The organism is Candidatus Protofrankia datiscae, assembly GCF_000177615.2.
Taxonomy (GTDB): domain Bacteria; phylum Actinomycetota; class Actinomycetes; order Frankiales; family Frankiaceae; genus Protofrankia; species Protofrankia coriariae.
In genome coordinates this window covers 125,559-143,428 of the sequence record NC_015656.1, presented here as the reverse complement: position 1 = coordinate 143,428, position 17,870 = coordinate 125,559, and the positions used below count along the sequence as shown (strand labels likewise).

The following is a 17,870-nucleotide window of genomic DNA, read 5'->3' as shown; positions in this document are numbered from 1 at the left end:
AAGGCGCCATTCGGTTGATTCGTGCATGTCCCAAGAATGACCGCTCAACGACTCACCGCACAGGTGACAGCCGGTACAGGCAGGGACAGGACATCCGTCCATGGACATCAGGACAGCGGTCATGGACATAGGGACATCAAGCACGGCGACGACATCGGCGCCCACACCGAACCGCGTGCTCCTTGAGCTGCGAACGTCGCACGGATGGGGAAGACCCCGCCTGGCGAAGGAGCTACACCGGTTCTGCCTGTCCAAAAGTTGGCCGTCGCCCGGCGAAGAAAACATCAAGAAACAGATATACCGGCTGGAAAGTGGGCAGATAAGATCGCCCGACGAATTCTACTCGCGACTGTACTGCCAGTTCTTCGAAAAAAGCCCGCACGACTTATTCGGCAGCCTGCGACCTGTCAGCGAGTCATCGACCTTTAAGCTCTCCAGTCACAAGTTCATCCCGATCTATGTTGGCGCCCAGGCCGCCGAAAACATCAGGACGGCGGTACGGGCGTCACCCGCCGACCGACAGTGGACCGAGTGCTATTCAACGCCGGTTACCGACGGAGACGCAGGGACTTGCACCATGTACGTATGGCCCTTCGGGGTCGTGGTTTACCACTTGATTGAGGACCTGACACCGTCGTCTGTAGCCGAGATCTCCGCCTGGCGCCGCGTCTCCTACCCGGAGAACATCGATTGGGCTACCCGCCACCTCGAAGAACGCATCGAAGCCCCCGTGCGCGATGAGCCGTACGTCTTGAGCACCTACTGGGTCGAGTCGGCGCCATGGGATGGAACCCGTCTCGACAGCGCACTTCGGCTTCTGTGTATCCCCCGTGTCCTGCTCGAACGCGAGGATGACCACCAAGGATCGTCTCAGGCACATGCCGAACTCGTCGAGCAGTCGCTACTACGGGAAGGATTCAACCACCCCGAAATCATGGAATTCGGAATGAAAGGGATATCGTTCGGGTTCGCATCGTGGTCGGGCATTGTCTACCACCCCACCGCATCGGCACGAGCACTGACTGAACATGAGCTCATCTCATGCGAACTGTCGGTGCAAGCCGCATGGTCCTACTGTAATTCGATACGATCAGCAGTCGAACGGGGACGAGATCCGGTCGTACCCGCCGAATATGGATGGCGGTTCGTGAGGGGACTTCGGTCCAGGCTGACCACCGAACGCCCGCAGGAGACGTCACAACACCGATCGATGCGTGAAGCGATCGTAGAAACGAGCGGCCTGTCTCGACACCTTGCCCACGCGGTTGAGACGTTACGAGAAGCGGCAGACGGAGGGCAAGGATGAACAGCAAATCACCGGTGCTGGTAGTGATCGACGTTCAGAACGGATTCCTGACCGAACACTCACGGCCCGTTGTACCGATTATCGTGGATCTTGTCCAACGCTGGCATGATGCCGGTCGCGCCACCATCTTCACGCGGTACCTCAACTTCCCCGGAAGCCCATACGAGCGGCTGATGGGCTGGACCCAGCTACGCGAGTCACCGGCAACAGACATCGTCGATGATCTGATACCCCACGCCGCGAAAGCAACCGCGGTGGTCGACAAGACGATCTACACCCTCTTCAACGAGGAAGGCACCGCACTGATCAAGGAACATGGCTGGACTGACCTCTACATCTGCGGCATCGACACGAACAGTTGCGTCCTCAAGACTGCTGTAGATGCCTTTGAGCGCGACCTGACACCGTGGATCGTGACAGACGCGAGCGCGAGCCACTCCGGGCCGGATGTCCACGATGCGGGCATCCTCCTGGCCACTAAGTTCATCGGCCGTCGCCAACTCGTGACACAAGCCCAGATCCCGATCACTCTTTGATCAGATCTCGGAGACCGGCGCTACGCCGAACGGGACACCGGCCGAGCCGCCACGCTCCGGACTGCGCGCGGCGCCGGGGCGCCGTGCTCGCCGGGCGCGTCGCACGGATGCCGAAAGTTAGTAGGACTGCGACCGGAGCGCTTCTCGACGATCGGCGGCGCCGGCTGCATCCGCGCAGGTCAGACGGGCTGTGTGCCCCTGGCAGGAATCGAACCTGCGGCCTACCGCTTAGGAGGCGGTCGCTCTATCCACTGAGCTACAAGGGCGGGGCTACTACAGGAACAGGACCACAAGGGCGGGCCTGGCATCGTGAGGAGGCCCGACGGCATCCCAGCTTACGCATCATCCGTCGTCCCGGTCGTACGTGGCCGGTCACGTGGGCGGATCAGATGGGACGAGTCACAGCGTCAGAGAAGCCTCGGCCACCATCCGTCACCATCCGTCCTGTTGCCGATCACTACCGTGATCGACACTCATAGCAGCTCTCGCGGCAGGCAGACACCGGCAGCGTGTAGCGCGGCACGGGCCGCCGCGAGCCGCGTCCTGGCCTACGCCCAGCCGTGACCATGGCCCGGGAAGGGGCGATCGGAACGGGGCCGCCCGGGGCGGTCAGCCAAGCTGTTCGGCCAGCTCGACAAGCTCCTTGCATTTCGGGCATACCGGGAACCGCTGAGGATCACGCACCGGCTCGAACCTGTAACCACACAGCGCGGTCACGCGTCCACCTTCGATGGAAGCCCGGACGATCTCCTCGTGGCGCGCGTAGTGGGCGAAGTCGTTACCTGGAGGGTTCCCACTTTCGTGGACAGTCCTAACTATGCAGCACGAAGTGTTTGTCCGTCAAATTCTTCCTCGAACTCGACAGGCGTGAGATAGCCGATCGAGGAGTGCAACCGCTGCCGGTTGTAGTAGATCTCGACATATTCGAAGATCCCCGCCCGGACGCGGTCTATGGTATCGAACGGGTGGAGGTGGACGAACTCCTTCTTGAGGGTGGCCCAGAAGGACTCCGCCGCGGCGTTGTCGAAACAGATCCCGGTACGGCCGACGGAGTTTCGGACGTTGTTGTCGCGACAGAAGGCGACGAACTCACGGCTGGTGTACTGACCGCCTCGGTCGGCGTGGAATATGACGCCGCCGGGTGGCCGCCGGCGGGTGACGGCCATACGAAGCGCGTCGAGAACGAGTTCGGTGCGCATGTGATCGGCGACCGCCCAGCCGACGATCTTCCGAGAGAACGCGTCGATGACGGAGGCCATGTACACCCAGCCATCCCAGGTGCGAATATATGTTATGTCGCCGTACCACAACTGGTTCGGTGCGGACGCGGCGAAGTCTTGGCCGACAAGATCAGGCAGCGATGAGGAGTCCGCGGCCTGCACCGTCGTCACCGGCCGGCGGGGACGCGGATGCACGCTGACCAGGCCCATCGTCGCCATCAGCCGCTGGACCCGCTTGTAGGCGACGGCGACGCCCTGGCGGCGGATCTCGTGGAAGATCCGCCGCACGCCGTACCGCCCCTCGTGACGGTCGAAAACAGCTCTGATCATGGTCGACAAGGTGGCGTCGTCCTTCTCCCTCCGAGACGGGCCGCGTTTCTTCCACGCATAGTAGCCCTGTCGGGACACGTCGAGTTTCTTGCACATGTAGTCGACGGGAAAGGTGTTCGCGCCGTCGGCGGACACAGGCTTCTTCGGAGCGTGTATCGAGATGAACTCGAACTTTACTTCTGCTCGCTCGCGAAGAAGCTCGCCGCTTTTTTTAGGAAGGCGATGTCCATCTGCGCCTGCGCGTACTTCTTCCGGAGCTCCTCAAGTTCCGCGCGCTCCGACACCGACAGCGGCCGCTCCTCGGTCTCGCCGTTCTCCTTCGCCTTCTTCACCCAGTTTCCCAACGTGGTCTCGTGGATACCCAGACTCTTCGCGACCTCGGTCACCGACCGGCCCGAGTCGAGCACCAACCTTACTGCCTCGGATTTGTACTCCTGGGTGAACTTCCGGCGAGCTGACCCCATGACGCTCCTTCCCTATGGACAGCGAACCTCAGGTTCGCTGTCCACGGAAGCGGGATCACTCCAACCCTCGTCCGTGCTGCCGTGAGTGGTCTCCGGTGCGATCTGGGTCGAGCTCATACACCGCAGTGTATGACTCGCGCCGAGACGCCGATCCGCCGATCCCGCCGGCTGGTTCCCACCGGCGACCGGCCCGCCGGGTCGGACTGGCCGACGGCGATCCGGAGCAACCACACAGGACCGCACGAGGCCCCTGGCAGGCCTTGCGGACGATCCGGCCGGTCGAGGCCCGGCAACGGACAACCAGCCTGGGAACGGCGCGGACAGGACGGCCCTCGCACCTAGGTGGGTCCGCCCTCACAGGCGTACCCTTGAAGCTGGACGAAGGAGCCCGGTGACTGGACTGATCGACAGTACCGAGATGTACCTCCGTACCCTCTATGAACTGAGGGAAGAGGGCATCCCGCCGCTGCGTGCGCGCCTGGTGGAAAGACTGCACGTCAGTGCTCCCGCGGCCAGCGAGTCCACCTCACGACTGGCCAGCGAGGGTCTGGTCGCCCTCGCCAACGACCGCACCGTGCAGTTCACCGAGAAGGGGCTGGTCCGCGCGACCGCGGTCATGCGCAAACACCGCCTCGCCGAACTGCTCCTCACCGAGGTGATCGGTCTGGACTGGGCACTCGTCCACAACGAGGCCTGCCGGTGGGAACACGTGATCTCCGACGAGGTGGAGGCGCGGCTCACCGAAATACTCGGTGACCCGAAGAAATGCCCGTTCGGGAACGTGATCCCGGCAGGTTCGTTCGACCGCCCGGTGGGGCCGCGGCCCCCGGCACCGCTGAGCCTGCTGGCCGCCACCGACTTCACCAGCTCCAGGACGACCTCGGTCACGGTCAGTTGGATCTCCGAACGATTGCAGACGGACGAACGAACCATGCGTCAGCTCCGGGACGGCGAGGTGCTACCTGGCGCCAGGCTCGTCATCCGCGGGGGCGGTGACATCGTCGAGGTCCTCTCCTCGGACGCGGTCGCCCTGGCTGAGGAGGCCAGCACCTCGGGCCAGAACCCAGGGCAGGAAGCGCCAACCACCGAGATCTCACGGCGTGCGGCAGGGCTCGTGTACGTCGAACACTCTGACGCCGCCCCTCACACCTGAGCGCATACGTAGCGTCATCATCCGGCGCGAGGCCTGGGCACCGGCCGGGTTCAGGCACCGGGGCGCACCGCGCCGGCGTACGTCTCCCACCAGACCGGTTCGAGGCGGATCACCGTTCCCGTTCGCGGCGCGTCGATCATGCTCCCGTTGCCGACGTAGATCCCCACATGGTGTAGATCCTCGCCGAAGAAGACCAGGTCGCCCGGTATGAGTTCGCCGCGGGAGACCCGGCGTCCCTCGTTCCACTGGGCACCGGTGAAATGGGACAGGGCGACTCCTGCCTTCGCCCACACCCACTGGGTGAGCCCCGAGCAGTCGAAGGCGTCCGGCCCGGCCGCCCCCCACACATACGGCTTGCCCAGCTGCGCACGGGCCTGCGCGACCGCGACCACCGCCCCGCCGCTCCCGATCGCGGGCGGGCGGGCCGGCGCGACGGAGGTACCGGTGGATCCGAGGCTGGTGCTGCCGATCAGGTCGCTGCGGCTGCGCAACTGGTCCCGCTCGGCCGCGGCCGCCCGCGCCTGCGCCTGCGCGGCCGCGGCGGCCGCCAGCTCGCCCGCCCGACGGGCCGCCTCCTCGCGGGCATGCGCCTGGCGGACAAGCTCGGCGTGCCGGGCGACCAGATCGTCGAGCAACGCACGTTGCGCCGTCACCGACGCCTCGATGCGCTTCTTCCGCTCTTCGAGGGAGGCGGTTTCGCGCTGCCGCTCGGCAAGCGCCTCCTGCGCGGCAGCCTGCGCGCCGGTCAGGTCGTGGCGGGCCGAGCGCAGTTCGATCTCAGCGGCCCGGCCACGGCGGGCGAGGGAGTCCATCGCGCCCACCCGGTCGAGCGCCGTGCCGGGGTCACCGGAGAACAGCACCGAGAGCTGTTCGAGACCGCCCGAACGGTAGGTGGCGGATCCCAGCGCGCGGCGTCTGTCCGCCGCGGCCCGCACAGCGTTCCCCGCGCGTCGGACGTTCTCGGTGGCCGTCGATACGGCCTGCTCGGCGGCGCTCAGCCGCAGCCGCCCGGCATTGAAGGCTTCGGTCGCCGCCTCGGTCGAGTGAGTCAGTTCGGTGAGCTGCTGCTGGGCAGCCGCTATATCTCTGTTGATCGTGTCGATGTCGTCGGCTCTGGCCGACGTGGCGGCGCCCGGTAGCAGTATGATCCCCCCAGCGAGAATGCTGATCAGACCCAGGGCTCCCGGAAGCCGTCCGAACACCCGGCGACAGCTCCCTGGGACCTCCGGGACGGCCAGCGCATCCCCTGGGGCGGCAAGGACACGGCCCGGCCCTCGCAACGCGCGGCGCTCGCGAGATCTCCGGACGAACGAGACACGCCAACCGGTGTCACCGCAACGGTAGCAATCCGTAGCCAAACCATCACACACAGAGAAGCACGGTAGCCCGTCAGAGCAAGTAGGATCACGCAAACGCGCCGGAAGTCACGAAGGGCGATGTGATGCTCGCCACGGCTCCGTCAGAACGAGCCACGAATCGCCCAATTTAGCGATTTCACATATCGGAAACAGGGAAGATACCGATCCGGAACAGATCCTATCGAATCTTCGGCCGAAGGATCCGGGACGGCGGGTGGGCCGCGGACCGGTGAGCATGATCCACGCGGGCACGCGGGGCGACCGACGGGAGAGACATGGCTGCATTGGACACGGGCGACACCGCCTGGATACTCGCAAGCTCGGGAGCGGTACTGCTCATGACCCCCGGGCTCGCGTTCTTCTACGGTGGCATGGTCCGGGCGAAGAACGTTCTGGGCATTCTGGTACAGAATTTCTTCACTATTGGCATCGTGACCCTCGTCTGGACCGTCGTCGGCTACAGTATCGCCTTCGGTTCCGGCAACAAGTTCTGGGGCGGCTTCGACTTCGTCGGTCTGCAGGATCTGACCGCAAGCGACACGACGATACCGGCGGTCGTTTTCGTCTCCTTCCAGATGATGTTTGCGATCATCACACCCGCTCTCATCACCGGCGCCTCCGCGGACCGGATAAAATTCAGCGCCTTCGCCGTTTTCGTCGTCCTGTGGTCCGTCCTGGTCTACTCGCCGATAGCCCACTGGGTCTGGGCGAGCACCGGCTGGCTGTACAAGCGCGGCGCGCTGGACTTCGCCGGTGGCACGGTCGTCCATGCCAATGCCGGTATCGCGGCGATCGTCCTGGCTGTCGCGCTCGGGAAGCGCCGGGGCTGGCCCGCCGGTGACTTCCGGCCGCACAACGTCCCGTTCGTCCTGCTCGGCACCGGCCTGCTGTGGTTCGGCTGGTTCGGTTTCAACGCCGGCTCGGCTCTCGGCGCCAACAAGGTGGCCGGGTACGCCTTCCTGAACACCCAGATCGCCACCGGTGTGGCCCTGCTCGGCTGGATCGCCGTCGAACGGCTGCGCGACGGCAAGGCCACCGCCCTGGGCGCCGCCTCCGGAGCCGTCGCCGGCCTGGTCGCGATCACCCCCGCGTGTGGTTTCGTCTCGCCGTTGGGCTCCATCGCGGTCGGCGCGATCGCCGGCGTGGTGTGTGCGCTGGCCACCGCCATCAAGGGCAGGGTGGGGATCGACGACTCGCTCGACGTCGGCGCCGTCCACCTGATCGGCGGTGTCCTGGGCGCGCTGCTGACCGGGCTCTTCGCCACCGTCGACACGAACCCGAACGGCAAGGACGGTGTCTTCTACGGCGGCCCCTGGAGCGTTTTCGGTGAGCAGGCGCTCGCCGTCGGGGCAACCGTCGCCTACTCCGCCGTCGCGACCGCGATCATAGCTTACGCAATCAAGTTCGTCTGGGGGCTCCGGGTGAGCGACGAGGAGGAGGAAATCGGCCTCGACGAGTCGCAGCACGGCGAGACCGCCTACCGCCTCACCTTCACCGGGGGCGGTACCGGTAGCGGCGGCGCGTCCGGGTCGGCTACTCCGGTGCAGGTATCCGAGGAGGTCAAGGCGTGAGCGTGAAGCTGGTGACCGCGGTGATCAAACCGTTCAGGCTGGAGGACGTGAAAACCGCGCTGGAAAACCTCGGGATACACGGTCTGACCATCTCGGAGGTCCAGGGCTTCGGCCGGCAGAAGGGCCACACCGAGGTGTACCGGGGGGCCGAGTACAAGGTCGACTTCGTCCCGAAAATAAAGATCGAAATCCTCGTCGAGGACGACGCCGTCGAGGAACTGGTAACCGCCATCACCACGTCCGCCCAGACCGGGAAGATCGGCGATGGCAAGATCTGGGTGGTACCGGTCGAAACCGTCCTACGGGTACGCACCGGTGAACGCGGATCGGACGCGCTGTAGCGTTCCGGAGCCATCCGCCGCCGGCGGCGGCACGAAAGAAACACCACCGCGCCGCCGCCGGCCCTGCCGGACCTGCTGCCCACGTCCGGTGACCGACGGCCTGATCGGTGTGGGCCGTCGACCGCCGGACCGGCCGGAGACTCTCCTGATGGTCAGGGACACTCTTCTCACAGCGAACAGTGATGAACTACCGACAGCGATGAACTTGGTCAGCCCCTGGTGACGAACCGACTGGCGGCGCTCACCGGCCGCTCCGAGGAGTTCGGCGGCATCGTCGGACCAGCGCTGCGCCACGCTCTCATGGGCATCGCGGACACCACTTTGCGTGACCTCTTTGGCGAGCCGGGCCCCGGCGTCGCCCTGCTGGCGGTCGGTGGCTACGGACGGGGCGAACCCGTCCTCGGCAGTGATCTCGACCTCGTCCTGCTACACGACGGCCGCCGGGACGACGTCACCGGCATCGCCGACACCCTCTGGTATCCGCTCTGGGACGCCGGGATCGGCCTCGACCACAGCGTCCGTACCGTCGACGAGGCCGTCGCGGTCGCCGACGACGACCTGAAGGCAGCGCTGGGCCTGCTGACGGCCCGCCCGATCGCCGGTGACCGCGTCCTCGTGGGGTCGCTGCTCGAGCGCGTCCGCGCCCGTTGGCGGGCCCGCTCCCCCCATCGCCTGCCCGAACTCGCGGACCTGGTCGCCGACCGGGCCCGCCGCCACGGCGACGTCGCCTTCCTGCTCGAACCGGACCTGAAACAGGCCCGCGGTGGTCTGCGGGACGTCCATGCCCTGGCCGCGCTCGCCACCGCGTGGGCCGCCGAGACCCCGCCCGCGCGGGTACTCGAAGCGCACCGGGTGCTCCTCGACGCCCGTGGCGAGATCCGCCGGCTCGCGCACGGCCGCCGGCAGGACCGGCTGCTGCTGCAGGACCAGGCCGCCGTCGCGGCCGCTCTGGGCTATCCCGACCAGCTCGCGCTCGCCCACGCCACCGCCGACGCGGGCCGTACGATCTCCTGGACCTGGGACACCACCTGGTACCGGGTCTCGGCAGGCCTGCGCTCGTCCGCGCGCCGGCGCCCCGGCCCCCCGGTCCGCCGGCCCCTCGACCAGGACGTGGTCGAGCAGGACGGCGAGGCGCAGCTCGCTCGGGACGCCGATCCCACCCGCGATCCCGCGCTGGTCCTGCGGGCCGCCGCCGCGGCGGCCCGGGCCGGCATCCCCATCGGCCGATACGCCCTCAACCGGCTTGCCCGCGAAGCCCCACCCATGCCGGCACCGTGGCCGGACGCGGCACGGCAGGCCCTGGTGGCCCTGCTCGCCACCGGCCCAGCCATGATCGGCGCCATGGAGGCACTCGACCAGGTCGGGCTGCTCGTCCGGCTGCTGCCCGAGTGGGAGGCGGTGCGCAGCAGGCCGCAGCGCAATCCCTACCACCGCTTCACCGTCGACCGGCACCTGCTGGAGACAGCCGCCGCCGCGGCGGCGTCGACCCGCGAGGTCGACCGGCCCGACCTGCTGCTGCTCGGCGCCCTGCTGCACGACATCGGCAAGGGCCGGCCCGGCGACCACACCGACGTGGGAGTCAAGATCGTCCACGATCTCGCGCCACGGCTCGGGCTCCCGCCGGCGGACGCCGACGTGCTGGTCACGATGGTGCGCCAGCACCTCCTGCTCATCGAGGCCGCGACCCGGCGGGACATCGACGACCCGGCGACCATCGAGGCGGTGGCCCGGGCCGCCGGCAGCCCCCGGATCCTCGGCCTGCTGCACGCCCTGACCGAGGCCGACGCACTCGCCACCGGCCCGACGGCCTGGAGCCCGTGGAAGGCACGGCTGGTGGGCGACCTGGTGGAGCGGGCGATGGCGGTCCACAGCGGCGGGCGTGCGCCGTGCCCGCCCGCCCTCACCGACCGTCAACGGGCTCTTCTCACGCTCCCGGACGACTACCACGTGGCGGTCAACCCGCTGCCGGACGACTCGATGTTCGAGATCGTGGTGGTGGCGCCCGACCGTCCCGGGCTGCTGGCCGCCACCACGGGAGTGCTCGCCGTCAACCGGCTGGACGTACACCGTGCCTCCGCCCGCGGCGAGAACGGCCGGGCGCTGTTGCAGGCGGCGGTGGCGAGCACGCACGACGGGGGGCCCAGCGCCGGGAAGCTGCGCGGTGACCTGCTGCGGGTCCTCGCCGGCCGGGTCGACCTGGACGCCAGGATCGCCGGCCGGGAACAGGCATACGCGGCCGCCCGGCGCCGGCTGCCGCCCGCGCCACCAAAAATCATTTTTGACGACTCCGGATCCGACACGGTGGTCGAGATACGGACGCCCGACCGTGCCGGGGTGCTGTTCCGGATGGTCCGCGCGCTCACCGACGCCGGGCTCGGCGTGCGTACCGCGATCGTGGCCACGATCGGTCTCGACGTCGTGAACGCCTTCTACGTACGGGAGGCCGACGGCAGCACCGTGGGGAGGCCCGGGCGGCGGGAGGAGGTGGCGAACCGCGTCCTGGCCGCGCTCGGATGAGCGCCCTGTGTCCGAGCGTGCCGTCCGCGGATGCGCCGAGCGCCCGGCCTCGCCGGAGCCGTCCGCGGGCCCGGGAGAGGGCGGCAAAGTCACACCGGAGGTGGTGGCTATACTCAGAAAGCACGTTGGAGGCTTCGCCTAGTCCGGTCTATGGCGCCGCACTGCTAATGCGGTTGGGGGTAACCCCCCTCCCGGGTTCAAATCCCGGAGCCTCCGCTCTTCGCTCACGGCGTCGACCCGTCCGGTTGGCGCCGTGACCAGGCAAAACGCTCTTTTTGATCAGTTTTCGTCGAACCGTTCATGATCTTCGTAGGCGCGTTGTGGGCATGTCGCACCGTCCACAGGATCGCCGCTGAGATCGTCTCGGCCGCCTGCTGACCGGCCGAGCGCAGCAGGTCGGTGTACAGCGCACCCGCGACCGATGGCGCTGAGTAACCGATGGCGCTGAGTAACCGATGGCGCTGAGTAACCGAGCCGCTCGGACACGAGGGCGAGATCGGCGCCGTCGGCGAAGCGGATATACACGGACGAATGCTGGAAACCGTGCGACCGTCGGCGGGACGGCAAGCAGCCACCAATCTCGTCATTCACCCACGAAGTCGACCGGCGGCGGCCGGTCCGCCGACATACGCGTCATGATTCGCGGCACTGGTATGGCGTGAAGCCTGCGAGCGGGGGCATCACCGACTCGACCACGCACTTCGGCGACCGACGCCCGTATCCGCGGGAGTCGGTCATGTTCGAGAGCCCGATGACTCGAAAGGAGCTGCCATGCGTTTCGCGGCAACGCCGGCGGGCCACGCTCAGGGCCGTACCACGAAGGTTCAATGGTGGTATCTGCTCGCCGCAGGGATCGCCTTTGTCCTTTTTGCGCTGGCAATTCCACAGTTCGGTCTGACCACGGTTCGCTCGGTCGCCATACTTCTGGGAATCGTCCTGCTCCTCAGCGCCGCCAGTGAACTGCTGGCGGCGTCGGTGACAGCGCGGGACTGGCGATGGTCCCATGTCCTGCTCGCCGTCCTCCTCGTCGCCGGCGGTATAGTCGCGCTGGTCTGGTCCCGCCCGACCTTCCCGGTGGTGGCCAGGATCGCGGCCTGGTACTTCCTGATCAAAGGTGTTTATGACATCGTCAACTCCTTCGTCGCGAGACGGGCCGAACGTTACGGCGCGGCCGGGGAGGACCCTCGCGGAACAGCCCAGTGGTGGATGCCGCTGGCGATCGGCGTACTCGAGATCGGTGTCGGTTTCTGGGCCGTCAGCTATCCGCGGTTCTCGATCTCTCTGCTGGTCCTGTGGGTGGGGCTCGCGGCCCTCGCCACAGGCCTGACGAAAATCGCGATGTCCTTCCGGAAACGTGGCCTCCGAGGGGACCTTCCGGCCTTTTCCGAAGGTCATCTCCCGCCGGTGGGATTCGGTACCGGTGCAACCCGCGAGTCCGGACGAGCGGAGGCCGGACGAGCGGAGGAGAGCCGAGCCCGCAGATCTCTTTCGGAAGGACGGTGACATAAATCCTGGAAAATGGACATAAGCCTCGGGAGGGGCGGTGACACACGTTCCGCCCCTCCCAGAAACGGGCCCTGACGAGGGAGCACCATGCGTAGCCGGTCTCCAGGTCACCGACGCGATCCGCGGAAATCCGCTCGCGGGTTCGCGGCAGGCTCGACCGCCATCGTCGCCACGGGCCGACCCATACGACGGGCCGGGGACGTCGGTCCCTGGCCCGTTCTCGACCGCGATGCTTCCCGGTCGCGGGCTTCCCGGTCGCGGGCTTCCCGGTCGCGGGCTTCCCGGTCGCGGGCTTCCCGGTCGCGGGCTTCCCGGCGGTGAGCGCGTAGAGGGGGCACTGGCCATGAGGCCGTCGGCGATGGCCGATCGACCGTGACGGGCCGGTCGGCCATCTTCAGAGCGGTCTGTCACGGTCGGGATTCGACTGTCGGAGTCCCGGCTGCCCAAGGCTGACACGGGGCATGGTGGACACATCCCGTTTTGTCGGCATCACGCCGTATCGTACTTACATGCGCCTGACACTCACCGTGGCTTACCCAGCCCAGGACGTCAGCGCGGACATCCTGCTCGACACCGATCCGGACGTGCCCGTCGGTCTGATCGCCGACACGCTGGTACGGCACGTCCGTCCGAGCGTGCCGGCTCTCCCCACACGTCGACCACGCCTGTTCGTCGAGGGCCGTGCGGTCGGCGAGACGCTCACCGTCGGCGACTCACCGATCCGGGACGGCGTTCTGATCAGCATTGACTCACCAGCGGCCTGTCTTCCGCCCGAACCACCGGGCCTGGTCGAGGTCCGTGTGATCAGCGGGCCGGGTGCCGGGGTCGTCCACCGGCTCGGCCCCGGTGAGTTCACGGTCGGCACCGCGGAGACCTGCGCCGTGCGCCTGGACGACCCGGACACCGCCGCCGAAGCCATGACGATCACCGTGACGGTGGACGGCGCATGCCGGATCACACCGGCCGTCACCTCTGTCACCTCTGTCGGCCCTGTCGGGCCGGACACCGGCGGCGTGCTCGTCGAACGTGAGCCCCTGGTCGGCGCGGTCGACCTGCCCGCCAGCAGCACCCAGCTCACGGTCGGATCCGTGCTGCTGGCGATAGGCGCTCCGAGCCGGGCGGACGCCGCGCTCAAACCGTCCGACGACGGGACGGGGCTGGACTTCAACCGGCCGCCCCGGCTGCTGCCGCCGATCCGGCGGACACGGTACAAGCTGCCCGGCGAGCCGTCCGAGCCGGAGCGGCGTCCCATGCCGCTCCTGATGGCGACGCTTCCGCTGGTTGCGGGCGTCACGATGGCCTTTGTCCTCCGCCAGTACTACTTCCTGCTGATGGCTGTCATCGGCCCACTGGGTATGATCGGCATGTACGTCTCGGGTAACCGGCACGGCAAGCGCAGCTACCGTAAACAGCTGGCCGAATATCACAAGCGGCGTCAGGACGTCGAGGCCGACGCCGAGCAGGCGCTCCTCGCCGAACGCACAGCCCGCCGCGGCGACTTCCCCGACCCGGCGAGCGTTCTGCTCACCGCCACCGGGCCACGCGGACGCCTGTGGGAACGCCGCCGGGACGACCCCGACTATCTGCACCTGCGGCTGGGCACCGCCGACCTGCCGAGCGAGGTCGTCATGGAGGACCCGGCCGCACAGGAACACAAACGCGAGATCACCTGGACAGCCCCCGACGTCCCGGTGACGATCGCCCTGCCCGAACGCGGCGTTGTCGGTATCGCCGGCCGCGGCGACCTCCCGCGGGTGCTGGCCTGTTGGCTGGCCGCGCAGGCGGCCGTCCTGCACAGCCCACGCGATCTCGCGATCTGCGTGCTCACGGACAGCTCCGGCAAGCAGGCCTGGGACTGGGTGCGCTGGCTGCCACACTGCCGCCCAACCGAAGGCCAGGACACCACCGTCCTGCTCGGGACGGACGACGAGTCGCGGGCCCGGCGGGTCGGGGAGCTGCTCGGCCAGCTGGGTACGCGGGCCGAGGCACGGGCGCGGCCGGGCGGTGCGAACCCGCTCACCGACGGCCCGGACGTGCTGGTCATCATGGACGGAGCCCGCCGGTTACGCTCCATCCCCGGCGTGATCTCCCTGCTGCGGGACGGGCCGGCGCTGGGCATCCGCTCGATCTGCCTGGACCGCGACATCCGGCTGCTGCCCGAGGAATGCCAGGCCGTGGCCGAGGAGACCCCGACAGGCCTGCGGGTCGTGGAGACCCGCACCGAGATCGTCCACGACGTCCGCCCGGACCTTCTCGCCACGGCGGCCTCCCCCGATCCCGAGCTGACGCTCACGGTCAGTGGTGCCGCGGCCTGGTGCGAACGTCTTGCCCGCGCTCTGGCGCCGGTACGCGACGTCGGCGGGGACGATGAGGGATCACTTCCGGTCTCCGCCCGCCTCCTCGATGTGATCAACCTGGAGCCTCCGACCGCGGCGGCGGTGGCCGCCCGCTGGCAGGTCCTTCCCCGCAGCACCGCCTTCCCCGTGGGCCTCTCCCTCGACGGCCCGCTCACGCTGGACCTGCGCCGCGACGGCCCGCACGGGCTGATCGCCGGTACTACCGGCTCTGGCAAGTCCGAGCTGCTGCAGTCGATAGTGGCGTCACTGGCTGTGGCCAACCGGCCGGACGCGATGGTGTTCGTACTCGTCGACTACAAGGGCGGCAGCGCCTTCGCCGACTGTGTCCGGCTCCCGCACACCGTCGGCATGGTGACCGACCTCGACACACATCTGGTAGGCCGCGCCCTGGAATCGTTGTCGGCGGAGCTACGGCGGCGTGAGCACATCCTGGCCGATGCCGGCGCGAAGGACATCGAGGAGTACACCCTCCTGGTCACCGCCGGCGACGCACGGGCACGCGGCGGCGGGCCACTGCTGCCGCTGCCCCGGCTGCTGCTGGTCATCGACGAGTTCGCCTCGCTCGCCCGGGAACTGCCCGCCTTCGTCACCGGTCTGGTCAACATCGCGCAACGAGGTCGCTCGCTGGGCATCCACCTGCTGCTCGCTACGCAGCGGCCCAGCGGCGTGGTGTCTCCCGAGATCCGCGCGAACACGAACCTGCGGATCGCGCTGCGCGTCACCGACGCGTCGGAGAGCACTGACGTCATCGGCACACCCGACGCGGCACGCATCTCGCCGTCGACCCCCGGACGGGCTTACGCCCGTCTCGGGCACGCATCCCTGGTCCCCTTCCAGTCCGGACGGGTCGGAGGCCGCCGACCCGCTGGCACCGCTGGCACCGCTGGCACCGCTGGCACCGCTGGCACCGCTGGCACCGCTGGCACCGCTGGCACCGCTGGCACCGCTGGCGATGATCTGACTCCGCCCTGGGTCACCGCGCTGACCTGGACCGCGTTGGGACAGCCTGCGCCGGCTCCCCCTCGGCCACGGACGGCCGACAACGAGATCACCGATCTGAAGACGCTCGTCGAAGCGGTCCGGGACGCGTCCACCATCCTGAGGGTCGAACCCGGGTGCAGCCCCTGGTTACCACCGCTACCGGAACGTCTTACCCTACGGACAGTCACCACATCCACGTCCGAATCCAGCTCTGAGGGACCACACGTCGTCTCCCGGCGGCCGCACAGCGGCGGTATCTCCTCGCAGCCGCACAGTGGTAGCCCGGGCATGCTGCCTCCCGTCCCGATCGGACTGGCAGACCACTGCGACCGCCAGGCGCAGCTTCCCTACACGATCGACATCGACAACGGGGGCCACCTGCTGTTCGTCGGTGCGCCACGGTCCGGACGGTCGACGGCTCTGCGTACCATCGCCGGCTCGATAGCCGCGTCCATCTCCTCCAAAGATGTGCACCTGTACGCGTTGGACTGCGGCAACAACGCTCTGGCGCCGCTGGTTCACTTACCGCACACCGGAGCCGTGGTCAGCCGGGACACGCCGGAACGGGTCCAGCGGCTGCTCACCCGAATCATCGGCGAGATCGTCGAACGCCAGGAGATCTTCGCCGTCCGGGGATACGCCGATCTCGCCGAGCAGCGATCGGCCGATCCTGAACATCCGTTACCGTATCTGCTCCTGCTGATCGACCGGTTCGAAGGTTTTCTGGCCTCCTTCGAGGAAGCCGACGGTGGAGCGCTTGTGGACATGCTGACCCGGGTCCTGCGGGAAGGGCCGTCCGTCGGCATCCGGGTCATCATGACCGGCGACCGGCGCAGCGCCTCCGGACGGTTCAGCGCGGCGATCGAGAACAGGTTCATGCTGCGGATGGCTGACAGGTCCGACTACACACTGGTGGGTCTCGCACCCGCGGCTGTACCGGACAACCTGCCGCCAGGCCGGGGGTTCCAGCTCGAAGGATCGGTCGAGACCCAGATCGCCCTGCTCGACGACGATCCGTCCGGTCGGGCGCAGGTGGCGGCGCTGCACCGGCTGGCCGAGGCGGCTGCCGCGCGAGACGGCGTACCGGCCGGGCCAGGCACCGGTGCCCGTGAAGACCACGGCCGCCCGTTCCGCATCGACGTGCTGCCAGCACGTATCACGGTCACCGAGACCGAGGCGCTGCGTCCGGAGTCGGAACACAGCTCACAGACGGGCCCGCCGGCACGCCTGGATCCGAACCCGCGCCCACAGCTGAGCCAGCCGATGGGCGCGCAGGTGGACGGACCCGAGGGCCCGCTGCCGGCCGGGCAGCCGTCGGCGCCGGCGAGTTGGCCGGGTCCGCAGCCAGCGTCGCTGGTGGCTCTGATCGGTGCGGGCGGTGACGAACTCGCCCCGGTTGAGATCGATCTCACCGCCGACGGACCAGGCTTCGTCATCGCTGGGCCCGCGCGTTCGGGCCGCAGTTCGGCGCTGCTGACCATGGCGGAATCCCTGCTGGCGGGCGGTGCCCGACTGCTGCTACTGACCCCGCGACGCTCGCCGCTGTCCACGCTCGCGGACCGACCAGGTGTGATCGACCTGTTGGGCGCGGATGCAGGGGCTGCCGGCATTGACGCGGCGCTGGCAGCGGCCAGCCCGTCCGGCGGCCTGGTTGTGATCATGGATGATGCGGAACTGCTGGCCACGGCCCCGGTCGCCGATCGCGTAACCGAGTTTCTCAGGACCGCGCGTGACAGCGGATGCGCGTTCGTCGCCGCAGGCACCACCGGGGATCTGACCAGCCAGTACCGGGGGTTCATGGTGGACGCCCGCCGGTCACGATGCGGGGTGATCCTCGCGCCGGGAGCGCCCAGCGACGGCGATCTGTTCGGCATCCGGCTGTCGCGTAACACCGGGGGCGGCACGCCGCCCGGTCGGGGCCTGTTCGTCCGCCGGGGAAAAACAACGCCGATTCAGATCGCCTACCACGAATAAGGACACCACTGTAATGACCAGATCGGACTTTTCTCCTATAACGGTACGAATCATGACATCATCACAGGAAGAATCGCCCTACAGATCCCCGTGGATCACTATGGCTTTCGATCGAAGAACTTTTGACGGCCCTTCGCGCACTCACCAGGAAAGAACATTGGACAAACGGTAGAGAAGCATCGGATGACAATCCGGCGACTGCCGCCCTCGACGCGCGTCCGTCCTGTCACAGAGCCGATCCCATCCGATGATCACT

Annotated in this window: 12 protein-coding genes and 2 tRNA genes; 9 read left to right on the top strand and 5 right to left on the bottom strand. The window is 67.9% G+C overall.

Annotated elements, in window-relative coordinates; all coding sequences use genetic code 11:
* Positions 1 to 100 precede the first annotated feature (100 nt).
* Both FSYMDG_RS23665 and FSYMDG_RS00520 read left to right on the top strand, forming a co-directional pair.
* Positions 101 to 1,306 (top strand): hypothetical protein, encoded by a 1,206-nt coding sequence (locus FSYMDG_RS23665; RefSeq protein WP_013871676.1) that lies wholly within the window; start codon positions 101 to 103, stop codon positions 1,304 to 1,306.
* A complete protein-coding gene (locus FSYMDG_RS00520; RefSeq protein ID WP_013871675.1) occupies positions 1,303 to 1,842 on the top strand; it encodes a cysteine hydrolase in 540 nt (179 codons plus the stop codon). The genes FSYMDG_RS23665 and FSYMDG_RS00520 overlap by 4 nt, the downstream gene beginning before the upstream one ends.
* Positions 1,843 to 2,035: 193 nt before the next feature.
* Here the strand turns inward: FSYMDG_RS00520 and FSYMDG_RS00515 are convergent.
* The 4 genes from FSYMDG_RS00515 to FSYMDG_RS27670 all read right to left on the bottom strand — a co-directional run bounded on the left by FSYMDG_RS00515 (position 2,036) and on the right by FSYMDG_RS27670 (position 3,856).
* A tRNA-Arg gene (locus tag FSYMDG_RS00515) sits at positions 2,036 to 2,108 on the bottom strand.
* Between the two features lie 343 nt (positions 2,109 to 2,451).
* Positions 2,452 to 2,661 carry a DUF3039 domain-containing protein gene (locus tag FSYMDG_RS29080; protein WP_043602667.1) on the bottom strand — a complete coding sequence of 70 codons (210 nt, stop codon included), beginning with the start codon at positions 2,659 to 2,661 and terminating at the stop codon, positions 2,452 to 2,454.
* Positions 2,658 to 3,548 (bottom strand): IS3 family transposase, encoded by an 891-nt coding sequence (locus FSYMDG_RS00505; RefSeq protein ID WP_237703101.1) that lies wholly within the window; start codon positions 3,546 to 3,548, stop codon positions 2,658 to 2,660. Before FSYMDG_RS00505 ends, FSYMDG_RS29080 begins: the two co-directional genes overlap by 4 nt.
* Before the next feature lie 17 nt (positions 3,549 to 3,565).
* A complete protein-coding gene (locus FSYMDG_RS27670; RefSeq protein WP_043602641.1) occupies positions 3,566 to 3,856 on the bottom strand; it encodes a transposase in 291 nt (96 codons plus the stop codon).
* A gap of 391 nt (positions 3,857 to 4,247) precedes the next feature.
* On the opposite strand from FSYMDG_RS27670, the gene FSYMDG_RS00495 reads away from it, so the two are divergent.
* Entirely contained in the window at positions 4,248 to 5,009 is a 762-nt protein-coding gene (locus tag FSYMDG_RS00495; protein ID WP_013871673.1) for a metal-dependent transcriptional regulator, read from the top strand.
* A gap of 50 nt (positions 5,010 to 5,059) precedes the next feature.
* Here the strand turns inward: FSYMDG_RS00495 and FSYMDG_RS00490 are convergent, their stop codons facing one another.
* Entirely contained in the window at positions 5,060 to 6,211 is a 1,152-nt protein-coding gene (locus FSYMDG_RS00490; protein WP_013871672.1) for an NlpC/P60 family protein, read from the bottom strand.
* 431 nt (positions 6,212 to 6,642) lie between these two features.
* Between FSYMDG_RS00490 and FSYMDG_RS00485 the strand changes: the two genes are divergently transcribed.
* The 6 genes from FSYMDG_RS00485 to FSYMDG_RS00460 all read left to right on the top strand — a co-directional run bounded on the left by FSYMDG_RS00485 (position 6,643) and on the right by FSYMDG_RS00460 (position 17,614).
* Positions 6,643 to 7,938: an ammonium transporter gene (locus FSYMDG_RS00485; RefSeq protein ID WP_013871671.1), complete on the top strand. Its 1,296-nt coding sequence runs from the start codon at positions 6,643 to 6,645 to the stop codon at positions 7,936 to 7,938.
* 2 nt (positions 7,939 to 7,940) lie between these two features.
* Positions 7,941 to 8,279 carry a P-II family nitrogen regulator gene (locus FSYMDG_RS00480; RefSeq protein ID WP_043602660.1) on the top strand — a complete coding sequence of 113 codons (339 nt, stop codon included), beginning with the start codon at positions 7,941 to 7,943 and terminating at the stop codon, positions 8,277 to 8,279.
* 219 nt (positions 8,280 to 8,498) lie between these two features.
* Positions 8,499 to 10,796, top strand: coding sequence for a [protein-PII] uridylyltransferase (locus FSYMDG_RS00475; protein WP_013871669.1), 2,298 nt, complete (start codon positions 8,499 to 8,501; stop codon positions 10,794 to 10,796).
* A 127-nt stretch (positions 10,797 to 10,923) separates the two neighbouring features.
* Positions 10,924 to 11,012: transfer RNA gene (locus FSYMDG_RS00470), tRNA-Ser, on the top strand.
* Positions 11,013 to 11,567: 555 nt separating this feature from the next.
* Complete coding sequence (locus tag FSYMDG_RS00465; protein WP_013871668.1) at positions 11,568 to 12,299, top strand: HdeD family acid-resistance protein; 732 nt, start codon at positions 11,568 to 11,570, stop codon at positions 12,297 to 12,299.
* 464 nt (positions 12,300 to 12,763) lie between these two features.
* Positions 12,764 to 17,614, top strand: coding sequence for an FtsK/SpoIIIE domain-containing protein (locus tag FSYMDG_RS00460; RefSeq protein ID WP_013871667.1), 4,851 nt, complete (start codon positions 12,764 to 12,766; stop codon positions 17,612 to 17,614).
* The last annotated feature ends 256 nt before the right edge of the window (positions 17,615 to 17,870 follow it).